This window comes from Kribbella sp. NPDC049584 (assembly GCF_040675555.1).
Lineage (GTDB): Bacteria > Actinomycetota > Actinomycetes > Propionibacteriales > Kribbellaceae > Kribbella.
The window spans coordinates 454,491-472,998 of sequence record NZ_JBFAPF010000002.1 but is presented as its reverse complement, the minus strand read 5'-3'; the positions used below and the strand labels follow the sequence as shown (position 1 = coordinate 472,998).

Genomic DNA, 18,508 nt, shown 5'->3' with positions numbered 1-18,508 from the left:
CATCCCCTTTCCCTGAAGGTTGACCACCCGCCTGTCAGGATGTGCGGGTGAGTGAGTTCTGGAACAGCATCACGTCGGTGCAGCCCGAGCCGTCCCTGCGGTTGGTGATCGGGACCGGTGTGGTCGCGCTGCTGCTGATCGCCTGGCGACCGTTGTGGCAGTACACGCGGCAGGTCGTCACGATCGCCCACGAGGGCGCGCACGGTCTGATCGCCGCACTGGTCGGACGGAAGCTGTCGGGGATCCGGCTGCACTCCGACACGTCCGGCGTCACCGTTTCGCGTGGCAAGCCGACCGGCGCGGGCATGATCGCCGTACTACTCGCCGGCTATCCGGGGCCTGCGCTGTTCGGCCTGGCTGCGGCTTTCGTGCTGAGTCGTGGGTACGCCGTGGCGCTGTTGTGGGGCCTGTTGCTTGCCCTGGTGATTCTGCTGCTCCAGATCCGCAATCTCTTCGGACTGTGGTCTGTGCTGGTCTTCGGCGCGTTGGTGTTCGGAGTGTCGTGGTGGGGGTCGGCAGGGGTGCAGACCGCGTTCGCGCATCTGCTGACGTGGTTCTTGTTGCTGGCTGCGCCTCGGGCGGTCATGGAGCTGCAGCACTCCCGGCGGCGTGGCCAAGGGCGCAGCTCGGACGCTGACCAACTGCGGCGCCTGACTGGTGTGCCCGCGTTGCTGTGGGTCGGCGTGTTCGGCTTGCTGACGCTTGGGTGTCTGCTGGTCGGCGTTATGTGGTCTGGCGTACTGCCGAGCTAAACCGGCGGCAGCGTGACACCGAAGCCAGTCACAGCCAGCCTCAGCAGCACCTGACCTGGCCGCAGCAGATCCGCGACCTTGGCGGCGCTCAGCACTTCCAGCTCGGCCAGCCGCTTCTCGTAGCTGCCGGCGACGCGCGCCCTCTGCAGTTCCGTGGTGTTGTGCCACACCTTCTGCCGGGACTCACGCAGGAACCGTTGTGACGCCAGCCGGTTCAGCGGAGTGAGCACCCGGTCCAGCAAGCTGCGCACTCCGGTCGCTGCCAACTCCTCATCCTCCGCCGCAACCCGCGCCGAGAGCACCCCGTCGATCCGCTCATGATCCCGCCGCCGCCGATTCATCAACGCCAGATCCAAGAAGTCCTCATCACTGATCACTTCCAGCAACGCCTGCGGCAGGTCGTAGTTGACATGCGCATTGATCCCCAGCAACACATGCCCCAACGCCGGCAGGTCCGGCGAAGCATCGAACGCCAACCGCCAGGGCCGCGGCGCTAGGTCCGCGTCGTGGGCGTGGAGATAGAGCTCGGCGAACTTCACGTCCCAGAACTCCACCCACTCCGGGTCCTCGAAGCGGGCGTCGTCGATCGCCTTGCCCACGGCCTGCGTCGTCCGCAGGTACGTGCTGAGGAAGAACCGCCGGTGTGCGATCGCTTCCGGCAGCTCGTCGAGGCGCTGCTGCATGCGCGCCACCACGTCGGCGATCGGACTACCATCGTTCATCGGATCTCCTCAGGGGGAGGGATCATGCGGATCCGAACAGGACCACTGTCCTTCGACCCGGTGGTGGTCGGCAACCGCGAGACGGACGCGTGGGCCGCCTATTACCGGCACGAGTGGCGTGAGTTCCTCGTCGCGGCGGTCGGCATGGTGGCCGCAGGCTTCGGCATGCCACCACATCGGACACTCACCGGAGCCTGGTATGTACTCCGCGCCAACCAGGTGTGGGCGCCGTACCCGGACAACCAGCCCGACGTGGCGCGCGCGTACATGCGCCGCTTCTACGAGCTCGTCGCCGCCTCGAGCGGCCTGCTGTTCGACCCCGCCCGCGCAGCCGCCTTCGAGGTCGAGTGGTGGCGGGTCCACCGCGAACACCAGCACTCGGACGATGTCACCGAGGAGCAACTCGAGACCGCGCTCATCGACCTGTACTCCTACGTCTACGACGCCGACCGCGACGCAGTACGCCAGGCAGCGCGCAAGCGGGTCGAGGCGATGGACCTGTCGGACCGCTGGGTCCGGGCCGGCTGCCATCGCGACGACCCGCTGCTGGCGCAGGAGCGGCGTGCGCTGGTTGCGTCGTACTCCGCCCTTCGCCTCGTCCTCGCGCCTTAGTGCTTCACCGGCTGACCCGAGACCGGGTCCAGGTAGAGCGCCTTGGCCTTGTGGTGGAAGTCGAACAGGTTGCCGAGCGAGCCCGCCTTCTCGTCGAACGAGTAGTTGCCGATCGGGCCGGTCTTCCAGTTGTCCTCGACGAACTTCAGGATCGAGGTCTGGTCGGTGACGCTGTGGTCGACGAAATTCTGCCTCGCGTACGGCGAGACGACGAGCAGCGGGAGCCGGGGACCGTACCCGCACCGGTCCTGGTAGCCACCGGCGATCCTGGCCGGGTTCGTACCGCAGTTCGTACCGGTCAGCGCGTCGTGTGCCGCGTCGTCGGATTGGTTCACCACTGGACCGATCTGGTGGTCGTACCAGCCGTCGCTGTCGTCATAGGCGATGACGACGGCGGTGCTCTTCCAGTCCTTCGACTTCTGCAAGCGGTTGATCGTGTCGACCACGAAGTGCTGCTCGTCCAGCGGAGTCGAGTACCCGGCGTGCCCGTCTTGATACGCGGCCGCCTTGAGGTAGCTCACGGCCGGTGTGCTGCCGTTGTTCACGGCTGCCCAGAAGTCCTTCAGGTCGTACTGATGATTCGCCGCCCCGTTGTGACCGATCTCGTCGACGGACGCCGGCGGCGTGTGCTGCAGGTTCTGCGTGCTCTTGTAGTACTGGAAGGGCTCGTGGTGCGGGATGTAGTCGGCGCTACTGACCCCGCCGATATCGGTGTGCGTCGCCGCACAGTCGGCGAAGCCGCCCTCGAACCATCCCCAGCTGACGTTCTTGGCGTTCAGGAGGTCGCCGACATTCTTGTTCTTCGAGTCGGTGACCGTCGAGCTGTCGCGGGTGTTGCACCTGTCGCCGGCCGGCTGCGGGTCGCCGATCATGGTTCCGGTGGCGGCCGGCACGGCGTCGTCATCGGCGCTGAATCCATGGGTCTGCCCCGAGACCAGGTTGATGGCGCCGACCGACGACGGACCGTACGTCGTGCCGTAGGAGTTGTCGCTCATCGCGAAATGCTGGGCGTAGTTCCACAGGCCGGTCACGGTGTTGCCGTCGTAGTAGCCCATCACCAGACCCTTGCCGTGCCCGTAGTCCGCACAGGTGCCGGCTCCGCGGCCGACGGTCTCGACGAATTTGTCCATCAGGCCCGCATCCACCGCCTTCTGCTCGTCGGTGTAGTTGTGGTCCTGGTCGCAGGTCTGCGCCTGGCTCCGGCCGAGCCGGAACGGCTGGGCCGAGTTCGGGTTGTTCGGTGCGGCGAGCGGGGTGTTGAGGCCGTTCACAGTCGGCGTCCCCGGAGCCGCGGTGAACGCCGGCTCGCCGGCCGGATTGGCGGCCTGCGGATAGGTCGCGAAGTAGTGGTCGAACGCGACGTTCTCCTGGAAGATCACCACCAGATGCTTGATCGGGGTGGTCGTCGGCGCACCCTGATCGTGGCCTAGGGCAACCGCTGGGACGGCGACGGCGGCGACCAGTGCGGCGCCGAGGCCGGCGGCCAGGGGAAGTCTGCGATTGTGGCGGATCATCTGCTGACTCTCCTTCGGGCTGTGCGGACCGGGAGCCACCGGGCGTGATGGCTCGTCGGCCCCAACAGCCTCCCCCAAACCGCCGCGCGCCGAAACCGCCACAGACGAAGCTGTGGATATCCGGCGCACCCCGCTGAGAATCTCTCAGCTACCTGAGAACTTTCTCAGGCGCGCCCGCCGCTGATGGGCCGGCTGCGCTGCGCCACGCCAGGACCGCCGTACGGGTAATCCGCCGCGCCCGGATCGCTCGCCTCGTCGAGCTCGGTCGTCTCCTCCTCGGTCAGGTGCAGATCTGCCGCGGCAAGGTTGTCCTCGAGCTGCTCGAGCGTGCGAGCGCCGAGGATCACCGAGGTGACCGTCGGCCGGTCGACCAGCCAGGCGAGCGCGACCTGCGCCATCGAGATCCCGCGGGCCTCGGCGATCTCCCGGACCGCGTCGACCACGTCACGAACCCGCTGGTTGCGGCTGCGCCGGTACCAGGACTCGACACCGCGGTCCGGGTTCTCGCCCAGACGGGTCGCACCGGTCGGTTCCTCGTCGAACGAGTACTTCCCGGTCAGCCAGCCGCCGCCGAGCGGCGACCACGGCAGCAGCCCCAGCCCGTTCTCCTGCGCGGCCGGCACGATCTCCCACTCGATCTCACGCACGAGCAGGTTGTACTGCGGCTGGAGCGTGACGAGCTTCGACCAGCCGCGGTACCCGATCAGGTCGCACGCCTTCTGCAGCTGCCACCCGGTGAAGTTCGACAAACCGCCGTACGCGATCTTGCCGGCCCGTACGGCGTCCTCGAGGAAGCTCAGCGTCTCCTCGAGCGGCGTGACCGGGTCCCACGCGTGCAGCTGGTAGAGGTCGATGTGGTCGACCCCAAGCCGCTCCAGCGAGGCGTCCAGCGCCCTCCGGAGGTGGATACGCGACGTACCCACGTCATTCGGCCCGTCGCCCATCGGGAACCGGCCCTTGGTGGCCAGTACGACGTTGTCGCGGGCGGAGCTCTTCGCCAGCCAGCGCCCGACGATCTGCTCGGACACACCGCCGGAGTACACGTCCGCGGTGTCGATGAAAGTGCCGCCGGCCTCGATGTATCGATCCAGCTGCTCGTGCGAGCCGGCCTCGTCGGTCTCGCTGCCGAACGTCATGGTGCCGAGCGTGTAGGTCGAGACCACGGCGCCGCTCAGGCCCAGCGTGCGATATTCCACGATTGCTCCCTCTCTCAGAACTGTCCCAGTCGAAGACTACGGTGGCCGGTATGAAGACAAGTGAGCTGCTGCTGGACGCACACAGCCGGGTTCAGGAGGTCCTGCACGATGTCGTGACGGGGCTCGACGACAAGACTCTCGCGGCGCGGCCGGGTGATTCGGCCAACTCGATCGCTTGGCTCGTCTGGCACCTGAGCCGGGTTCAGGACGACCATCTCGCGGATGCGGGTGGCTATGACCAGGTCTACACGGCGGACGGGTGGCACGAGCGGCTCGGTCTGCCGTTGCCCGCGGCCGACACCGGATACGGACACACGTCGGACCAGGTAGCACTGGTGCAGCTGTCGGCAGAGCAGCTGCTGGGGTACTACGACGCCGTGCACGCGCGCACCGCGCAGTTCCTCGAGACGGTCACCGACGACGGTCTGGACCGCATCGTGGACAAGCGGTGGAACCCGCCGGTCACGCTCGGGGTGCGGCTCGTCAGCGTCATCGACGACTGCGCGCAGCACGCGGGCCAGGCGGCGTACGTGAAGGGGCTGGTCAGCTGAGGGTGGTCTGCCAGAGCGAGGTGCCGGCGATCAGGTAGAGCTTGTGATCCGGCATCAGCGCGGCGTCGGTTACCTGGCCGTCCGGACCTTGTGAGTCCTGGACGGTCCAGTGACCATCCTGGTACGTGAGCACCTTGACCTTGTTGTCCTGGGCAACGATCTGGATGATTTTGCCGCCGTCGACCACCGGCGGCGGCAACTTGTCCTTGTCGCCGACCGGGACCGACGGGACGCCTTGGAGCCGCTTCGCCGTACCCGCCGGATCGAGCTGCCAGATCGCGAGCCGGCCGTCGACGTACCCGGAGATCACGCAGTCCTTGGCGCAGGTGGCCGTGTTCGCCTGACTGCGCTTGCCCGGCTCGGGCAGGACGATCCTCGTCCAGCCGGAGTTGAGCTTGGTAGAGCGCCAGACGGCCGCTTCCTGAGCGACCACGCCGGGCGCGAGGCGCACCTGCGAGCCGACGATGACGATGCTCTCGCCGAGCGTCGTACCGAAGCCGGGGCCGACGAGAAGGTTCGGCGTGCTCTGCAGGACCGTCTTCGTCGGATCCTGCCGGGTCCATTTGTTGCCCTGGGAAAGCCAGACCATGGCGTCGTTGCCGGTCACCACGCCGCCCCATGAGCCGAGGAGCGCGCGGCCGCTCGGCGTGATGACTGCGCTGTAGAGGTCGCCCGCTGTCTGGCCGCCGAACGTGAAGAAGTCCTGCGGCTGTTCGATCAGTCCGGTTTGTGGTGTGCCGGACCAGACGGTCCAACGGGTGTTGGAGTGCGCGCCCCCGGCGGCGCCGCCAAGCGCGAGGAGCTGCTTGCCGTCGTACGCGATCGAGTACCAGATGGCTTCGAACGCGTACGGGCTGGCCGGGTTGGGTATGACGGTGATCGGCGTGCGCTTCCCGGTGCTGTCCTGCATGAGGAGCTCCGGGACGACCTTGGCGCCGCGGTGACGCAGACCGATCAGCAACTGATCGCCATGTGCGGTCAGAGTGACCGGCTCTGCTGGGGTGTCGACCTTCGTCCACGCGACAGGGCTCGGTGTCGGCGTCTTGTCGTCACTGCAGGCGGTGAGCGTCGCGAGCACGAGGATCGCGACTGCAGCGAGGCGGCGCATCAGCGGCTCTGCGGAAGCTTGGTCGTCTTCTTCCGGCCGGTCCGCGGCGCGGACGGCGGCGGCACGACCGGACCGATATCGCCGTCCGGCGCGGTGTCGAGGTCGATGATCACCGGGGCGTGGTCGCTCGGACCGGTGCCCTTGCGGGCCTTGCGATCGATCCACGCGGCCTTGACCCGCTCCGCCACCGGATCGGTCGCGAGCATCAGGTCGATCCGCATGCCGAGGTCCTGATGGAACATGCCGGCGCGGTAGTCCCAGTAGCTGAAGATGCGATCGCTCGGCCAGCGGTCCCGGACGACGTCATGCAGGTCCTTCGCGGCCATCAGCTCCGCCAGCGCCTGCCGCTCGGGCGGCGTCACATGCGTCTGACCGACGTACGCCGCGGGGTCGAAAACGTCGGCGTCGGTCGGCGCGATGTTCATGTCACCGCAGACGATCTGGTCGGCCGGACCGTTCGCAATGACCTCGGTGAGGGCGGCGAGCCAGGCGAGCTTGTAGTGGTAGTGGTCGGAGTCCGGGACGCGCCCGTTCGGCACGTACAGCGAGTGGATCCGGATGCCGCCACAGGTCGCGGCGACGGCCCGCGCCTCAGGATTCGGGAAGCCGGGCGCTCCCGCGACACCGGTGACGACGTCCTCGAGCCCGACCTTGGACAGGAGGGCGACGCCGTTCCACTGCAGTTCGCCGTGCAGACCGATCTCGTAGCCGCGGTCGGTCAGCTCCGCGCCGAGCAGGGCGGTGAAGGCGTCGTCCGCGAGCTTGGTCTCCTGCAGGCACACGACGTCCGGCTGCCGCTCGTCGAGCCAGTCGAGCAACCGCGGCATCCGCTGCTTGACCGAGTTCACATTCCACGTTGCCACTCGCATCCGACCAAGGTAGCGGCAGCAGGGGACAACTTTCAGCCGAGCTTGGGTGCGTGCCAGACGAGAGTGTTGAGAAGGTCGGTCGCCGGACGTTCGACGCTGTCGTTGTGACGCGGTTTGTCGTGACGTCCCCAGGCGTCGTCGCCGAGCCACGGCGGTACGCCGAACGGCAGGTCCCGCGCCGGGATCGCCGCGTAGTCCGACTCAGCGAACTTCGGCCCGTAGTTCGGTCCTGTGTTGTCGCCGTCGGGATCCGGCGTCACGATCGCGCGCAGTTCGGTGACCGCTTGACGCCAACTGTCGACGAGTGCGGACGGATTGCGGCTCGACGGATGCGGCACTTCGAACACCGGCACGTCCGGCCTGCCGTCCCACATCTGCAGGGCTGCGCGTGCCTGGACGCCGAACGCGACGATCGCCTGCAACTGGGGGCCGGTGATCAACTCGAGCAGGGTGTTGCGCCAGCTCAGCTGATCGGGCCGGGCCAGCAGCGGCGCTGCCTTCTGCGCGCGCGACGGTCTCAATGCGTACACGTACGCATTGACCAGTGCGTAACTGCGGGTCAGGCCGAGCTTGGTCAGGAACCCTTGGACGCGCTGGCCTGCGTCGCCTACCAACGTGCGTCCAGCGATGCGTTCGGTCGGCCCAGGATCGGACGCGATCGCCAGCAGCCGCGCGGTGCGGTTGAGTCGGCCGCGGTAGAAGACCGGGCCCCAGTCGTACCAGAACAATTCCTGGAAGTCCGCATAACTCGGGACTTTTGCGAAGTGCCGTGCCACCGTGGCCGGCGGGCCGGCATCGAAATCAGCCATCGCCATACCTCCCCCTCGAGGATCCGTGACCTTACAGTCAAGATCAGGGGCGGCACGGAGAATCCTACGGGAGGGCGAGCCATGTTTGTACTGCGAGGAACCGTCGTCACAATGCGGCCGGACGGGCAGGTTCTTCCCGGGGGCGCGGTGTATGTCGGCGACGACGGGCTGATTGCGGCGGTCACTCCCATCGACGCGGTCCCGGCCGGTTTCGAGAACGCAGTACAACTCGCCGCCGGCGGGCTGATCTATCCGGGTCTTATCGATCTGCACAATCACCTGATGTACAACAGCCTGCCGTTGTGGACGGAGCCCGCGCGGAAGAAGCCGTGGACCTCGCACAACCAGTGGGGCAGCGCGCCGACGTACAGCGCCCAGATCAGCCAGCCCGCGCGATTGCTCGGCGCAGCCGCGGGGCGAGCCCTGCTCAGGTACGTCGAGACGCGGGCGATCATCGGCGGTACGACGTCGATCCAGGGGAACCCGCGGGGCGCCGTACCGCCGGACAACGACCTGATCCGGAACGTCGACTCGGAGAAACTCGGCACCCACGACGATTTCATCCGGGTCAGCACACTTGTTGCCGACAGCAAGGAAGCGCTGGCGCCGTACGCCGCGGCGGTGGCGGCCGGGCGTGGATTCATCGCGCATTCGGCGGAGGGGTCGGATCCGAAACTGCGGTCCGAGTTCCAGTTGCTCGAAGCGGTCGACGTGGTGAAACCGCAACTGGTGGCCATTCACGGCGGCGCGTTGAACGCCGATGATTTCGCGGCGATGCACGCCGGGAATTCCACTCTGGTGTGGTCGCCGTTCTCCAACCTGTGGTTGTACGGGGCGACCGCGGATGTGAAAACCGCACACGCCGCCGGGGTGCGGTTGTGCCTCGGATCGGACTGGGGTCCGTCGGGGACGCGGAGTGTGTTGTGGGAGTTGAAAGTCGCAGACCTGTGGAACAAGACCCAGTCGGTCTTCACCGACGAGGAACTGGTCCGGATGGTGACGTCGAACCCCGGGGACGCGCTGTCCGGGGTGTGGCCGCGGCCGCTCGGCCGGCTGGAACGCGGCGCGCTGGCTGACCTGATCGTCATCCGCCGTTCGGACCCCGATTTCTACCGCTCGCTGATCCTCGCCCGCGAAGCGGATATCCGGCTTGTGGTCGTGGGCGGGCGCGCTCGGTACGGCGTACCGTCGCTGATGAAGCCCCTGGCCCCTGCCGCTACCCGCATCAGGACCGGCAAACTCTCACGCTTCATCGACTACGGCGATTCGTCGGTCACCTTCGCCACCGTTCTCGCCGACCTAGAGAAGGTTCGCCAGGACCCGGCCGGCGCTGCCGCCCGCGCCGCGACCACCTTCGCTGCCCTCGCAGCCGACGCTCCTGACGCCTTCTCCCCCAACGCAACCACGTCGCTCCCCACCGATACCTTCGTGCTGCTGCCCGACATGCCGGCTCCTGAACTCGAAGATCAGTTCCGTCGGCGCGGCCCGGTCGGCGCGACCCCGGAGCCGGTCGTTGTCCCACCGCTGGAGCCATTGACCACCGGAGAGGCCTGGTTCGACGCGGTCGATGCCAACCCGTTCCACCAGGGCCTCCTGAGCGGGCTACGCGCGTACGCCTGAGCTGCCTGACTTGTGGTAGTTATCCACATACTTAGAGTCAGCGCGTCCTGGCCGGCTGAATCGCGGCACTCTCTTGGGTAAGGAGATTCGGCGGCGAGAGGGACGGGATGGCAGATCTGGACTGTGATCCGGCGGACGTGACCGCGCTGGTCGCGTACCTGCGTGACATCGGGCAGCACGAGCTACTGACTTTGGAGGAGGTGAGCGAGCACTCGTACTGGATCGAGGCCGGGCTGCTGGCGGCGGAGCAGCTCAGCGGCGATCCGGGGCGGCCGGACGCGGGCGACCTGCGGCGGGTGGTCGCGCTCGGGCGGGACTCGTGGCACCGGATGATCGAGGGCAACCTCCGGCTCGTCGTGTCGTTGGCCCGCAGGTACGCCGGGAAGGGCATCTCGCTGCTCGATCTGATCCAGGAGGGCAACATCGGGCTGATGCGGGCGGTCGAGCGGTTCGATCACCGGCTCGGGCACCGGTTCTCGACGTACGCGATCTGGTGGATCCGCCAGTCGATCGGACGTGCGATCTCGGACCGCTCGCGGCTGGTCCGGATGCCGGCCCAGGCGTACGCCGATGCGTCGCGGGTGGCGACCAGCCGCAACGACCTGACGCAGCAACTGGGGCGCGAGCCGACCAATCCCGAGCTGGCCCACGCGTCCGGCCTCACCGTCGCGCGGGTCGAGCGCGCCCAGGCGTGGCGGATGCAACCCGAGAGCCTGAACCTCGAGGAGTCCGATTCCGTGATCGACGACGACCCGATCGTTCTGCGGGCTGCCCTTCGCCGTGACCTCGCTCACCATCTCCAGTTCCTCGACGACCTGCACCAGTCCGTGCTGCTGCATCGCTACGGGCTACAGGGCCGAATCCCTTGCACTCCTGAAGAAACCGCCGCCCGCCTCGATCTGACCACCGAAAGAGTCCGCACCTTGGAACGCGAAGCCCTCCGCCACCTGCGCCGCCGAGCGCTCCCCCAGCTCCGCGACTACGTCGCCTGACCCTCGATCCACCGCCTTTGCTCAGACTGGGATGATGAACATGTGAGACTTCTCCGCACCGCCTGGCCGCGTGAGCTGGCTGACGCCGTCTCGGCGGCCGCCCGCGAAGCGACCGGGAGCAAGGAAGACATCCTGGCCGCCGTACAACTGGCCAACGGCCGCTGGGCCGCCGGCACGCGGACAGCCGTCTACTTGCCGTCGGACTCCGAGGATTCCGACCGCCGGGTCGGCTGGGAGCGGATCGAGCGCGCCAACTGGGACTCCGAAGCATCGGTGCTGCACATCTACGAGACGACCGACTTCGGCACGCCGCTGCGCGCGACCGAGCTCAAGGTCGAGGACCCCGGGCGCTTCGGCCAGCTCCTGCGCGAGCGCGTCGACGCGAGCATCATCGTCCAGCGCCACGTCCCGCTGGCCGGCAAACGTGGCGTACGCATCGTCGGCCGCCGGAATCCGGCTGTCACCGACGCTCCGGTCACCTGGAACCTCGTTCTGGACAAGGGATTGGAGCCCGACCAGCCGGGTGTCGTGGACGCCGCCGACGCCGCGCTCCGGCAGGTCCGCGACGAGTTCGGAATCTGACCCCGCAGGCAGCCGAATCCCGTTTTTGTAGTTCGGTGCGCGCCTGCTAACCTACTCAGGTCCTCAGGGTTTCGGGGTCATGCACCACCACGATCCCGCGTAGCTCAATTGGCAGAGCAGCCGGCTGTTAACCGGCAGGTTACTGGTTCGAGTCCAGTCGCGGGAGCAACAATCCAGCCGGTCTCCTCTCTCAGGAGCCCGGCTTTTTCGTTGCCCGTAGGCGCAGGTAGGTTCGACGAATGCATCGTCGTGCCCGGGTGGGGCTCCTCGCCGGACTGCTGCTCCTCACCGCTTGCGGCACCCAGAGTGCAGCCGTGACGAGCGGCACCAGGCCGTCCCTCACGCAGTTGACGCCCCAGCCCTTGGGCCCGACCCCCTTCACGACCGTTCATCCCGATCCGACGCCCGCACCGCCGCGGCCGACCTGCCCGGCCTCCGGCGCCTCGATCACCGTCGGACCGGTCGACGCGGCCCTCGGCCACCGCGCCGTGGTCCTGAAGCTGACCAATTGCCGCTCCACACCGATCAGCGTCAACGGGTACCCCGACATCGCGGTGCTGGACGCAGACCGCCGAGCAATGAACCTGTCTATCACTCGCGGTACGTCGTACATGGCGATCGACCCTGGTCCGAAGAAGCTGGTCCTGCGTAAAGGTGAAACGGCCGTGGCCGCGATCTCCTGGTCCAACACGGTCGAAGCCGGCGAGGACAAGGCATCCGGTACCTACCTGGCCGTTGCGCGAGGCAAGGGCGAGCACCCGGTCGTCTGGCCGGTGGACACCGACCTGGGTACCACCGCGAAAGTCACGCTGACCGCCTGGTGCCGCAAATTCCCCACCTGATTCAAGGGTTTGATAGTGGCCTAGACCACCCTTTTACCGCTACGTTCCTCTGCAGATCCCGAGGGGGCCTCGGGGATGAAGGGGAAGGAAACCCTGTGAACGTCAAGAAGTTCCTGAACACCAAGAGCGGACGGCTACTGGTCGCGGCCGTGCTCGGGGCCGGTGTGCTGGTCGGTGTCACGGTTGCCGCGAACGGCGCCGTGAAGCCGGACTGCAAGAACCTCTCGTACCCGCTCTGCCCGCGCTCGGTCGCCGCCTCGCAGGTCGTGGACAACAGCCTGCCCGCGAGCAAGATCGTGCCGGCCGACCGGAACGCGTTCCTGAAGGACACCGACGTGTACGGCAAGTCCGGTGTCGCGAAGGACTTCGATCCGGTGGCGATCGCGAAGATCGGCGGGTCGTTCAAGACCGGCAAGACCAAGGTGGGCGAGTTCACCCTGCAGCCGGGCACCTGGCTGCTGAACTCGACCGCTTTCTTCGCCCGCACCACCGCGGGCGCACCCGGCACGCGGCCGCAGCTCGCGCTCCGGGTCGGCGCCACCGACACGGCGTTCGGCACCGACTACGGCACCATCCTCGGCGCCGAGATCTCGCCCGCGAAGGACCGCGAGCTGACCGGCGCGACCGTGAAGGTGGTGACGGTTCCGAAGGCGACCACCGTCGAGATCTTCGCCTTCGGCTACAACGACGACGGCAGCGCCGCCGGCGGCGGCGAGATCACCGCATCCGCCTCGGTCGCCGCCGTCCGCGTCGGCTGACTCGTTCGACCACAGAGGCCCCGACCGCTTGGAGCGGTCGGGGCCCCTGGACGTCTTACTTGCCCTTCTTCCGGTCGATCGCCCGCTGGATACGGTCTTGTGGCTGACCGAGGACCTTCGCCAGCAGCGGCACGCGGTACTTGTACGCCGCGATCGCGCCAACCACGATCACCAGAAATATGAACCAGCCCATGGCAGTGTTCCCTTCGTCCGGACCTGCCTCAATCATGCCCGCTCCCCGGTCACCACCCCTCAGTCAAACCCCTGACCCCACCCTGGTTTCCCACAACCCGCTACGATCACCCGCACACGGGGCGGTAGCTCAGCTGGTTAGAGCAGGGGACTCATAATCCCTGGGTCACGGGTTCGAGTCCCGTCCGCCCTACCCCGCATCTGTATGGCCTCGGTTGATGGACGACAGATCGTCCTCGGCTGAGGCTTTACATGTTTTCGGCTGATGTTTGACGGTGGCTTCGGCTGATCCTTGACACTCCCGGGTATGCGGGAGATGAGTGTGGCGGAGCAGCGGTATCAGGCCGTGCTGGCCGTGATCAGCAGCGGCGAGACGGTCAAGGACACGGCGGCGCGGTTCGGGGTGTCGCGGCAGACCCTGCACGCCTGGCTGGCGAAATACGAGGCGGGCGGGATCGAGAATCTCGGCGATGGTTCGCATCGGCCGCGGTCGTGTCCGCATCAGAAGCCGGCCGTGGTCGAGGTCGCGGTGGCCGAGCTGCGCTGGCCGAGCGGCGGGCGCACCCGACCTGGGGGCCGCGGCGGCTGGTGCATGATTTGGGCCGCGACGGTGCCGGTGGGCTGGTGCCGGTGGGATCGGTGGGGATGCTGCCGTCGGAGTCAGCGGTGTATCGGGCGCTGGTCCGGTTGTCGTTGATCGATCCTGCGGCGCGGCGGCCGCGGGATCGCAGGTGGCGCCGGTGGGAGCGCGGCCGGCCGATGGAGCTGTGCCAGATGGAGCTGTGGCAGATGGACGTGGTCGGCGGGTTCGTGCTGGCCGACGGGCGCCGGGCGAAGGCGTTGACCCGGGGTTGATGACCACTCCCGGTACTGCGTGAGCGCCTATCTGATGCTGCGCGAATCGGCCCAGCGCGTCTGCGAGGGGCTGGCGTTGGCGACGGGCACCTACGGTGTGTCCGAGGAGATCCTGACCGATAACGGCAAGGTGTTCACCGGCCGGTTCAACCACCCGCCCGTGGAGGTGCTGTTCGACCGGATCTGCCGCGAGAACGCGATCACCCACCGGCTCATCCACCGGCTCACCCAGCCCCGCTCGCCGACCACCACGGGCAAGGTGGAGCGGTTCCACCGGGCGTTGCGCACCTAGTTCCGCACCGAGTTCCGCACCGAGTTCCGCACCGACCGGATGTTCCCCGACCTGGTTACCGCTCAGGCCGAACTGGACGCCTGGGTGGCCGAGTACAACTACCGCCGGCCGCATCAGACGATCGGCATGGCTACTCCGGCCGACCGGGTCCTACACGCCGCGCCCGCACAGGTCACCCCGCTGCGCGGGATCGTGGTCTCCCGCCCCGATCCCGGCCGTGGTGACGGCTACTGGGTCGCTCGGCGCGCCAGCCGGACCGCAGTCGTCTGCGTGAGCCGGCAGCAGGTCTGCCTCGGCATCGCCGCGGCCGGCCGCAACATCGACGTCTGGGTCACCGACACCGTCCTGCAGTTCTTCGACGGCGACCAACTCCTCCGCACCCAGGCCCGCGACCAGCCAGGCGAAGTACGCAAGAAGAAGTCCTCGGTTCCCGGCGGCCAACGCCGCCCAAACTTCAAACCTGAGTGTCAAGGATCTACCGAACCAGATCCGTTGTAATCGGTCATGACACTCGCCTCGCTTCACCATCTTCCGCCGCCGCGAGTCGACTCCGATCCGAACCATGAAGCGCGTTATGGATGGAGTCACATCATGCGAGAAAGCCTTGCGAGACGGGCGTGCCTACAGGCCTCCGTCGACGCCCGCACGTACGGCGTCGAGGAGACGTCCGGCGACCTCGATGTCGGTTACGGCGCGTTCTGCCAGCGCGTCGAACCCAGCCGGTGCCTGCGACAATCTTGCGGCGGAAGCGACGATCCCCTTCTCATTGACTGTCCACCGATGCGCGTGGCCATGCAGCGCCTGAGCCATCACACCGACCGCGCGGAACAGGCAGCCTGCGACATACACCTTGTCTCGCGGCGCCTTCCGAGCGCCCACGATCGAGAACTCTGCCTCCCACAACGCCTCGACCAGCGCGTCCCCCAGCGCGCCGGGGTACTGCCGGGTGCCTTCCTGCAACCTGGTCAATTCACCCGTCGGATCGACCAGCACCTGGCACAGCGCGACTTCGCCGGCATAGGTGTGGCTGTAGAAGCCGAGCGGATGACCGGGCTGACGCTCGACCGTAAAGCGACCAGCACGACACTCGTCCCAGACGCCGTTCACGCGATCCAGGTCTCGGTAGATCCAATCGACGGCGTGCCCGTCGATCGTGAGCCACGCGCCGCCGTCCACCCATGGTCCCCAGTCACCCAAGCCGAACACCTCGTGTCTCGAGGCGACCTCGGCCGCCAACTCTCGCAACTGATCGATGTCCAGGCGACCTCGGTAGTAGATCCCGAGATCCCAGTCGCTGTCGGGACGATGCTCGCCACGGGCTCGGCTTCCACCTAGCACGACCGCTACGACGCCGGGAATGCCAGCGAGCCGCTCGACCAATTCGTCCATCACGAAACAAAACCTTCCACATCCAGGAGTTTGAGGCGACCCGTTTAGTCGGCTGCGATCCAGGCGGGCGACGCTCAACGCGGCTGAGCGCCTACGGTGAAGGAGCCAGGCTAGGCCTCACCCACCGCCGCACCGGATCCAGAGCTGTTGCTGATGTGGTCGACGATCACGCGGTCGTCAGGCGCGCTTCATCCACGCGTACGTCGACGCGGTACTCGGTCGGTCCGCTTCACGATGGAAGCTTGTCCTGCATCGTCTTGGTTTGCGCTGGACTCTCGGGCCCGGCCGGGCCGCGATGATGGGCTGGATCGCGGTCTGCTGGGCGGGGCGGTTGGCGGCGGTCGGGAGTGCGCTCTTGGTCTTGCTCGATCGGGTGGAGGCGGTTGAGCAGGTCGAGCTGGCCGCTGGTGGAAAGGCCGAGTCGTCTGGCGGTTTCGAGATCGATGAGGCCGCTGAGAAGGCCGAGGATGGCGCGGGGAGTCCCTTCCAGGGTGAGGTCGGGGTCGGTGGCACGGCCGAGCCGGGTGTGGACGTCGCCGTCTCCCAGTTCGATGACCGCCAGTTCGTCGCCCGCGACGAGCTGGATGACTGCAGGCCTGCCGCCGGGATCGGCGTCGGTGGTGAACCACTCCGGTGCGTAGGCCAGCCATTCGGCCCGGAACGCGTCGCCCGGGCGCTCGTCGGACATGAACCGCAGGCCCCATAGTCCGAGTTCTTTCAAGACTCGCTGCAGTGCGAGACCGGTGTCGCTCAGCTCGTAGAGAACGGTGGCAACCGGCGGCGGTGCATCGGTGCGGGTGATGAGCCCAACATCTTCGAGTTCTCTGAGGCGAGTCGACAGCAGGTTCGCTGCGACGCCCGGTAGCCCGTTCTTCAGGTCGGTGAATCGGCAGGGTCCTTGCAGCAGCAGCTCCCGGATGATCAGCAGTGTCCAGCGGTCCCCCACGACGTCAAGGGCTCGAGCGATCGAGCAGTAGTGGCCATAGCTGCGCATGCACCCAGCGTAGAGGTGCGGAACTAAATTGAGTAGTAGAAAATATCAACCAACTGTGTATATTCTTCAACCATGACTCGTTCGCCGTCGAAACCGCTGCTGCTGGTCGCTCTGCTGGTGGCCTCGTTCGTGATCAACCTCGACACCACGCTGGTCAACGTCGCGCTACCGACGCTGACGACCGAGCTGGGCACATCCAACTCGCAGTTGCAGTGGGTGGTGGATGCCTACAACCTCGTCTTCGCCGCGCTCCTTCTGAGTGCCGGGAGCCTGTCCGACCGCCTCGGCCGCAAGGGCATGTTGATGGCCGGTCTGCTGGTTTTCGGCGTGTCCAGCTTCATCGGCGGGTACGCCGGCTCGCCCGGAGAGCTGATCGCGGCTCGGGCCGTGATGGGCTTCGGTGCGGCGATGACGTTCCCGGCAACTCTGGCACTGCTCACCGCGTTCTTCACCAGCCGTAAAGAGCGGGCCTTGTCCATCGGGTTGTGGGGCGCGACGGCCGGCGTCGCCATCGCGCTGGGGCCGATTGTGGGCGGTTTCCTGCTCGAGCACTACCAGTGGGGCAGCATCTTCTTCGTCCTCGGCCCGGTGTCCTTGATCGTGATCGCCGCCGTCGCCTTGTTCGTCCCCAAGACGACGAACCGCGCACCGGCCCGCCTGGACTATCCCGGCCTCGTCCTGTCCGGTGCCTTCATGGCGCTGCTCGTCTACACCATCATCGAGGCCCCCCATCGTGGCTGGGCTGCGCCCGGGACGCTACTCGGCTTCCTGGGCGCAATGGTCCTGCTGGTCGCATTCGTCATCAGCGAGCGCCGCGCCCGCGAACCGATGCTCGACGTGGCGTTGTTCAAGGACCTTCGCTTCAGCGCCGCCAGCTTCGCGGTCACGGCTTCGTTCTTCACCCTGCTCGGGTTCATCTTCTTGATCACGCAGTACTTCCAGTTCATCCGGTCGTACAGCGCCCTGTCGGCCGGTGTCCACCTGCTGCCTGTAGCCGGCGCGGTCGCGATCGGCTCGATCCTCGGGACCCGCCTCGCGGTCCTCATCGGTACCAAGGCGATCGTCACGGCCGGGCTGGTCCTGCAAACGATCTTCTACTTCTGGGTCGCCGCGACGCTCACCCCGACGCTCGGCTACGGCGTCATCGCCGTTCAGATGGTCGTCTACGGCTTGGGAATGGGCCTGACCTCGGCGCCGGCCACGGAATCCATCATGGGTGCGGTGCGGGCCGACCAAGCCGGCGTCGGATCGGCCATCAACGACTCCACCCGGCTGCTCGGCGGAACTCTCGGTGTCGCGGTCATCGGCAGCGTGTTCGCGACCGTGTACGGCTCGCGGCTCGGGACCACGCTTCCCGCAACGCTGCCCCCGCAACTGGCCGAGACAGCCCACCAATCGGCCGGGGCCGCACTGAGGGTTGTGCGCGAGTTGGCCGCGCAGAACCAGACGGCCTTGGCCAGCGGCGTCCACGAGGCCACGATCAACGCCTTCGACCGCGGACTCAGCACCGGTTCCCTGGTGGCCGCGGCGGCCGCCGCAATCGGGGCGCTATTCGCGGTCGCCTTCCTGCCCTCCCACCCTCCCCAGCAGACCAAGGTCGAGGACGCGCCGATCGAACTAGCCGGCAACGCCAAGGACTGACATCCCAAACTCGATGCCTTCCCGAAAAACGAAAAGGAACCGACATGAGATCGCTTATAGGTCTGCTAAAGCGGAGTTGAGGGATCTGCGGCACTAGGCGATCGGCGGGCGGAGCTCGGGCGGCAAGTGGCCTGTTCCCGCTCGCACTCCGCGATGAGTTTGCCAGAAGCTCGCGTGCCTTGGGCAAGGTTCGACTCTCGACGTACGAGACGCCCCGC

Annotated in this window: 18 protein-coding genes, 2 tRNA genes and 1 pseudogene; 12 read left to right on the top strand and 9 right to left on the bottom strand. The window is 67.2% G+C overall.

What is annotated here, in order from left to right:
* Positions 1-47 precede the first annotated feature (47 nt).
* Complete coding sequence (locus AB0J62_RS09070) at positions 48-752, top strand: M50 family metallopeptidase (protein WP_363866245.1); 705 nt, start codon at positions 48-50, stop codon at positions 750-752.
* Here the strand turns inward: AB0J62_RS09070 and AB0J62_RS09065 are convergent.
* On the bottom strand, positions 749-1,474 hold the full coding sequence (locus AB0J62_RS09065; protein ID WP_363866242.1) for a DUF5995 family protein: 726 nt from the start codon (positions 1,472-1,474) through the stop codon (positions 749-751). The two genes, AB0J62_RS09070 and AB0J62_RS09065, sit on opposite strands and share 4 nt — an antisense overlap.
* 24 nt (positions 1,475-1,498) lie before the next feature.
* Between AB0J62_RS09065 and AB0J62_RS09060 the strand changes: the two genes are divergently transcribed.
* Entirely contained in the window at positions 1,499-2,086 is a 588-nt protein-coding gene (locus AB0J62_RS09060; RefSeq protein WP_363866239.1) for a hypothetical protein, read from the top strand.
* Here AB0J62_RS09060 and AB0J62_RS09055 read toward each other — a convergent pair.
* Both AB0J62_RS09055 and AB0J62_RS09050 read right to left on the bottom strand, forming a co-directional pair.
* Entirely contained in the window at positions 2,083-3,600 is a 1,518-nt protein-coding gene (locus AB0J62_RS09055; protein ID WP_363866236.1) for an alkaline phosphatase family protein, read from the bottom strand. The two genes, AB0J62_RS09060 and AB0J62_RS09055, sit on opposite strands and share 4 nt — an antisense overlap.
* Positions 3,601-3,764: 164 nt before the next feature.
* Entirely contained in the window at positions 3,765-4,796 is a 1,032-nt protein-coding gene (locus tag AB0J62_RS09050) for an aldo/keto reductase (RefSeq protein WP_363866233.1), read from the bottom strand.
* A 50-nt stretch (positions 4,797-4,846) separates the two neighbouring features.
* Here AB0J62_RS09050 and AB0J62_RS09045 point away from each other — a divergent pair, with 50 nt between their 5' ends.
* Positions 4,847-5,347 carry a DUF664 domain-containing protein gene (locus AB0J62_RS09045; protein WP_363866230.1) on the top strand — a complete coding sequence of 167 codons (501 nt, stop codon included), beginning with the start codon at positions 4,847-4,849 and terminating at the stop codon, positions 5,345-5,347.
* Here the strand turns inward: AB0J62_RS09045 and AB0J62_RS09040 are convergent.
* From AB0J62_RS09040 to AB0J62_RS09030, 3 genes are read right to left on the bottom strand one after another with little or no spacing between them, the layout of a single operon-like run.
* Positions 5,340-6,455: a hypothetical protein gene (locus AB0J62_RS09040; RefSeq protein ID WP_363866227.1), complete on the bottom strand. Its 1,116-nt coding sequence runs from the start codon at positions 6,453-6,455 to the stop codon at positions 5,340-5,342. The two genes, AB0J62_RS09045 and AB0J62_RS09040, sit on opposite strands and share 8 nt — an antisense overlap.
* Positions 6,455-7,324: an exodeoxyribonuclease III gene (locus AB0J62_RS09035; protein WP_363866224.1), complete on the bottom strand. Its 870-nt coding sequence runs from the start codon at positions 7,322-7,324 to the stop codon at positions 6,455-6,457. Before AB0J62_RS09035 ends, AB0J62_RS09040 begins: the two co-directional genes overlap by 1 nt.
* Before the next feature lie 32 nt (positions 7,325-7,356).
* Positions 7,357-8,133 carry a uracil-DNA glycosylase family protein gene (locus AB0J62_RS09030; protein ID WP_363866221.1) on the bottom strand — a complete coding sequence of 259 codons (777 nt, stop codon included), beginning with the start codon at positions 8,131-8,133 and terminating at the stop codon, positions 7,357-7,359.
* 81 nt (positions 8,134-8,214) lie between these two features.
* Here AB0J62_RS09030 and AB0J62_RS09025 point away from each other — a divergent pair, with 81 nt between their 5' ends.
* The 6 genes from AB0J62_RS09025 to AB0J62_RS09000 all read left to right on the top strand — a co-directional run bounded on the left by AB0J62_RS09025 (position 8,215) and on the right by AB0J62_RS09000 (position 12,927).
* Positions 8,215-9,753 (top strand): amidohydrolase family protein, encoded by a 1,539-nt coding sequence (locus AB0J62_RS09025; protein WP_363866218.1) that lies wholly within the window; start codon positions 8,215-8,217, stop codon positions 9,751-9,753.
* Positions 9,754-9,860: 107 nt separating this feature from the next.
* Positions 9,861-10,745: a sigma-70 family RNA polymerase sigma factor gene (locus tag AB0J62_RS09020; RefSeq protein WP_363866214.1), complete on the top strand. Its 885-nt coding sequence runs from the start codon at positions 9,861-9,863 to the stop codon at positions 10,743-10,745.
* 42 nt (positions 10,746-10,787) lie between these two features.
* The gene (locus AB0J62_RS09015; RefSeq protein WP_363866211.1) at positions 10,788-11,327 is read left to right on the top strand and encodes a hypothetical protein; all 540 of its coding nucleotides are present in this window, start codon (positions 10,788-10,790) and stop codon (positions 11,325-11,327) included.
* Between the two features lie 93 nt (positions 11,328-11,420).
* Positions 11,421-11,493, top strand: a tRNA-Asn gene (locus AB0J62_RS09010).
* Between the two features lie 73 nt (positions 11,494-11,566).
* On the top strand, positions 11,567-12,169 hold the full coding sequence (locus tag AB0J62_RS09005) for a DUF4232 domain-containing protein (protein WP_363866208.1): 603 nt from the start codon (positions 11,567-11,569) through the stop codon (positions 12,167-12,169).
* Between the two features lie 95 nt (positions 12,170-12,264).
* The gene (locus AB0J62_RS09000; RefSeq protein ID WP_363866204.1) at positions 12,265-12,927 is read left to right on the top strand and encodes a hypothetical protein; all 663 of its coding nucleotides are present in this window, start codon (positions 12,265-12,267) and stop codon (positions 12,925-12,927) included.
* A gap of 55 nt (positions 12,928-12,982) precedes the next feature.
* Here the strand turns inward: AB0J62_RS09000 and AB0J62_RS08995 are convergent, their stop codons facing one another.
* Complete coding sequence (locus tag AB0J62_RS08995; RefSeq protein WP_166679239.1) at positions 12,983-13,156, bottom strand: hypothetical protein; 174 nt, start codon at positions 13,154-13,156, stop codon at positions 12,983-12,985.
* 82 nt (positions 13,157-13,238) lie between these two features.
* On the opposite strand from AB0J62_RS08995, the gene AB0J62_RS08990 reads away from it, so the two are divergent.
* A tRNA-Ile gene (locus AB0J62_RS08990) sits at positions 13,239-13,312 on the top strand.
* A gap of 114 nt (positions 13,313-13,426) precedes the next feature.
* Positions 13,427-14,764, top strand: a pseudogene (locus AB0J62_RS08985) (IS481 family transposase).
* A gap of 123 nt (positions 14,765-14,887) precedes the next feature.
* On the opposite strand, the gene AB0J62_RS08980 reads toward AB0J62_RS08985, so the two are convergent.
* Positions 14,888-15,655, bottom strand: coding sequence for a nucleotidyltransferase domain-containing protein (locus AB0J62_RS08980; RefSeq protein ID WP_363867721.1), 768 nt, complete (start codon positions 15,653-15,655; stop codon positions 14,888-14,890).
* Positions 15,656-15,884: 229 nt separating this feature from the next.
* Complete coding sequence (locus AB0J62_RS08975) at positions 15,885-16,601, bottom strand: helix-turn-helix domain-containing protein (RefSeq protein ID WP_363866200.1); 717 nt, start codon at positions 16,599-16,601, stop codon at positions 15,885-15,887.
* A gap of 120 nt (positions 16,602-16,721) precedes the next feature.
* On the opposite strand from AB0J62_RS08975, the gene AB0J62_RS08970 reads away from it, so the two are divergent.
* Positions 16,722-18,290 (top strand): DHA2 family efflux MFS transporter permease subunit, encoded by a 1,569-nt coding sequence (locus AB0J62_RS08970; RefSeq protein ID WP_363866196.1) that lies wholly within the window; start codon positions 16,722-16,724, stop codon positions 18,288-18,290.
* The last annotated feature ends 218 nt before the right edge of the window (positions 18,291-18,508 follow it).

Bases quoted from the DNA above. Each gene is read 5' to 3' on its own strand.
- AB0J62_RS09065 (WP_363866242.1), bottom strand. From the start codon at position 1,474: ATGAACGATGGTAGTCCGATCGCCGACGTGGTGGCGCGCATGCAGCAG.
- AB0J62_RS09060 (WP_363866239.1), top strand. From the start codon at position 1,499: ATGCGGATCCGAACAGGACCACTGTCCTTCGACCCGGTGGTGGTCGGC.
- AB0J62_RS09055 (WP_363866236.1), bottom strand. From the start codon at position 3,600: ATGATCCGCCACAATCGCAGACTTCCCCTGGCCGCCGGCCTCGGCGCC.
- AB0J62_RS09045 (WP_363866230.1), top strand. From the start codon at position 4,847: ATGAAGACAAGTGAGCTGCTGCTGGACGCACACAGCCGGGTTCAGGAG.
- AB0J62_RS09040 (WP_363866227.1), bottom strand. From the start codon at position 6,455: ATGCGCCGCCTCGCTGCAGTCGCGATCCTCGTGCTCGCGACGCTCACC.
- AB0J62_RS09035 (WP_363866224.1), bottom strand. From the start codon at position 7,324: ATGCGAGTGGCAACGTGGAATGTGAACTCGGTCAAGCAGCGGATGCCG.
- AB0J62_RS09030 (WP_363866221.1), bottom strand. From the start codon at position 8,133: ATGGCTGATTTCGATGCCGGCCCGCCGGCCACGGTGGCACGGCACTTC.
- AB0J62_RS09025 (WP_363866218.1), top strand. From the start codon at position 8,215: ATGTTTGTACTGCGAGGAACCGTCGTCACAATGCGGCCGGACGGGCAG.
- AB0J62_RS09020 (WP_363866214.1), top strand. From the start codon at position 9,861: ATGGCAGATCTGGACTGTGATCCGGCGGACGTGACCGCGCTGGTCGCG.
- AB0J62_RS09005 (WP_363866208.1), top strand. From the start codon at position 11,567: ATGCATCGTCGTGCCCGGGTGGGGCTCCTCGCCGGACTGCTGCTCCTC.
- AB0J62_RS08995 (WP_166679239.1), bottom strand. From the start codon at position 13,156: ATGATTGAGGCAGGTCCGGACGAAGGGAACACTGCCATGGGCTGGTTC.
- AB0J62_RS08980 (WP_363867721.1), bottom strand. From the start codon at position 15,655: ATGGACGAATTGGTCGAGCGGCTCGCTGGCATTCCCGGCGTCGTAGCG.
- AB0J62_RS08970 (WP_363866196.1), top strand. From the start codon at position 16,722: ATGACTCGTTCGCCGTCGAAACCGCTGCTGCTGGTCGCTCTGCTGGTG.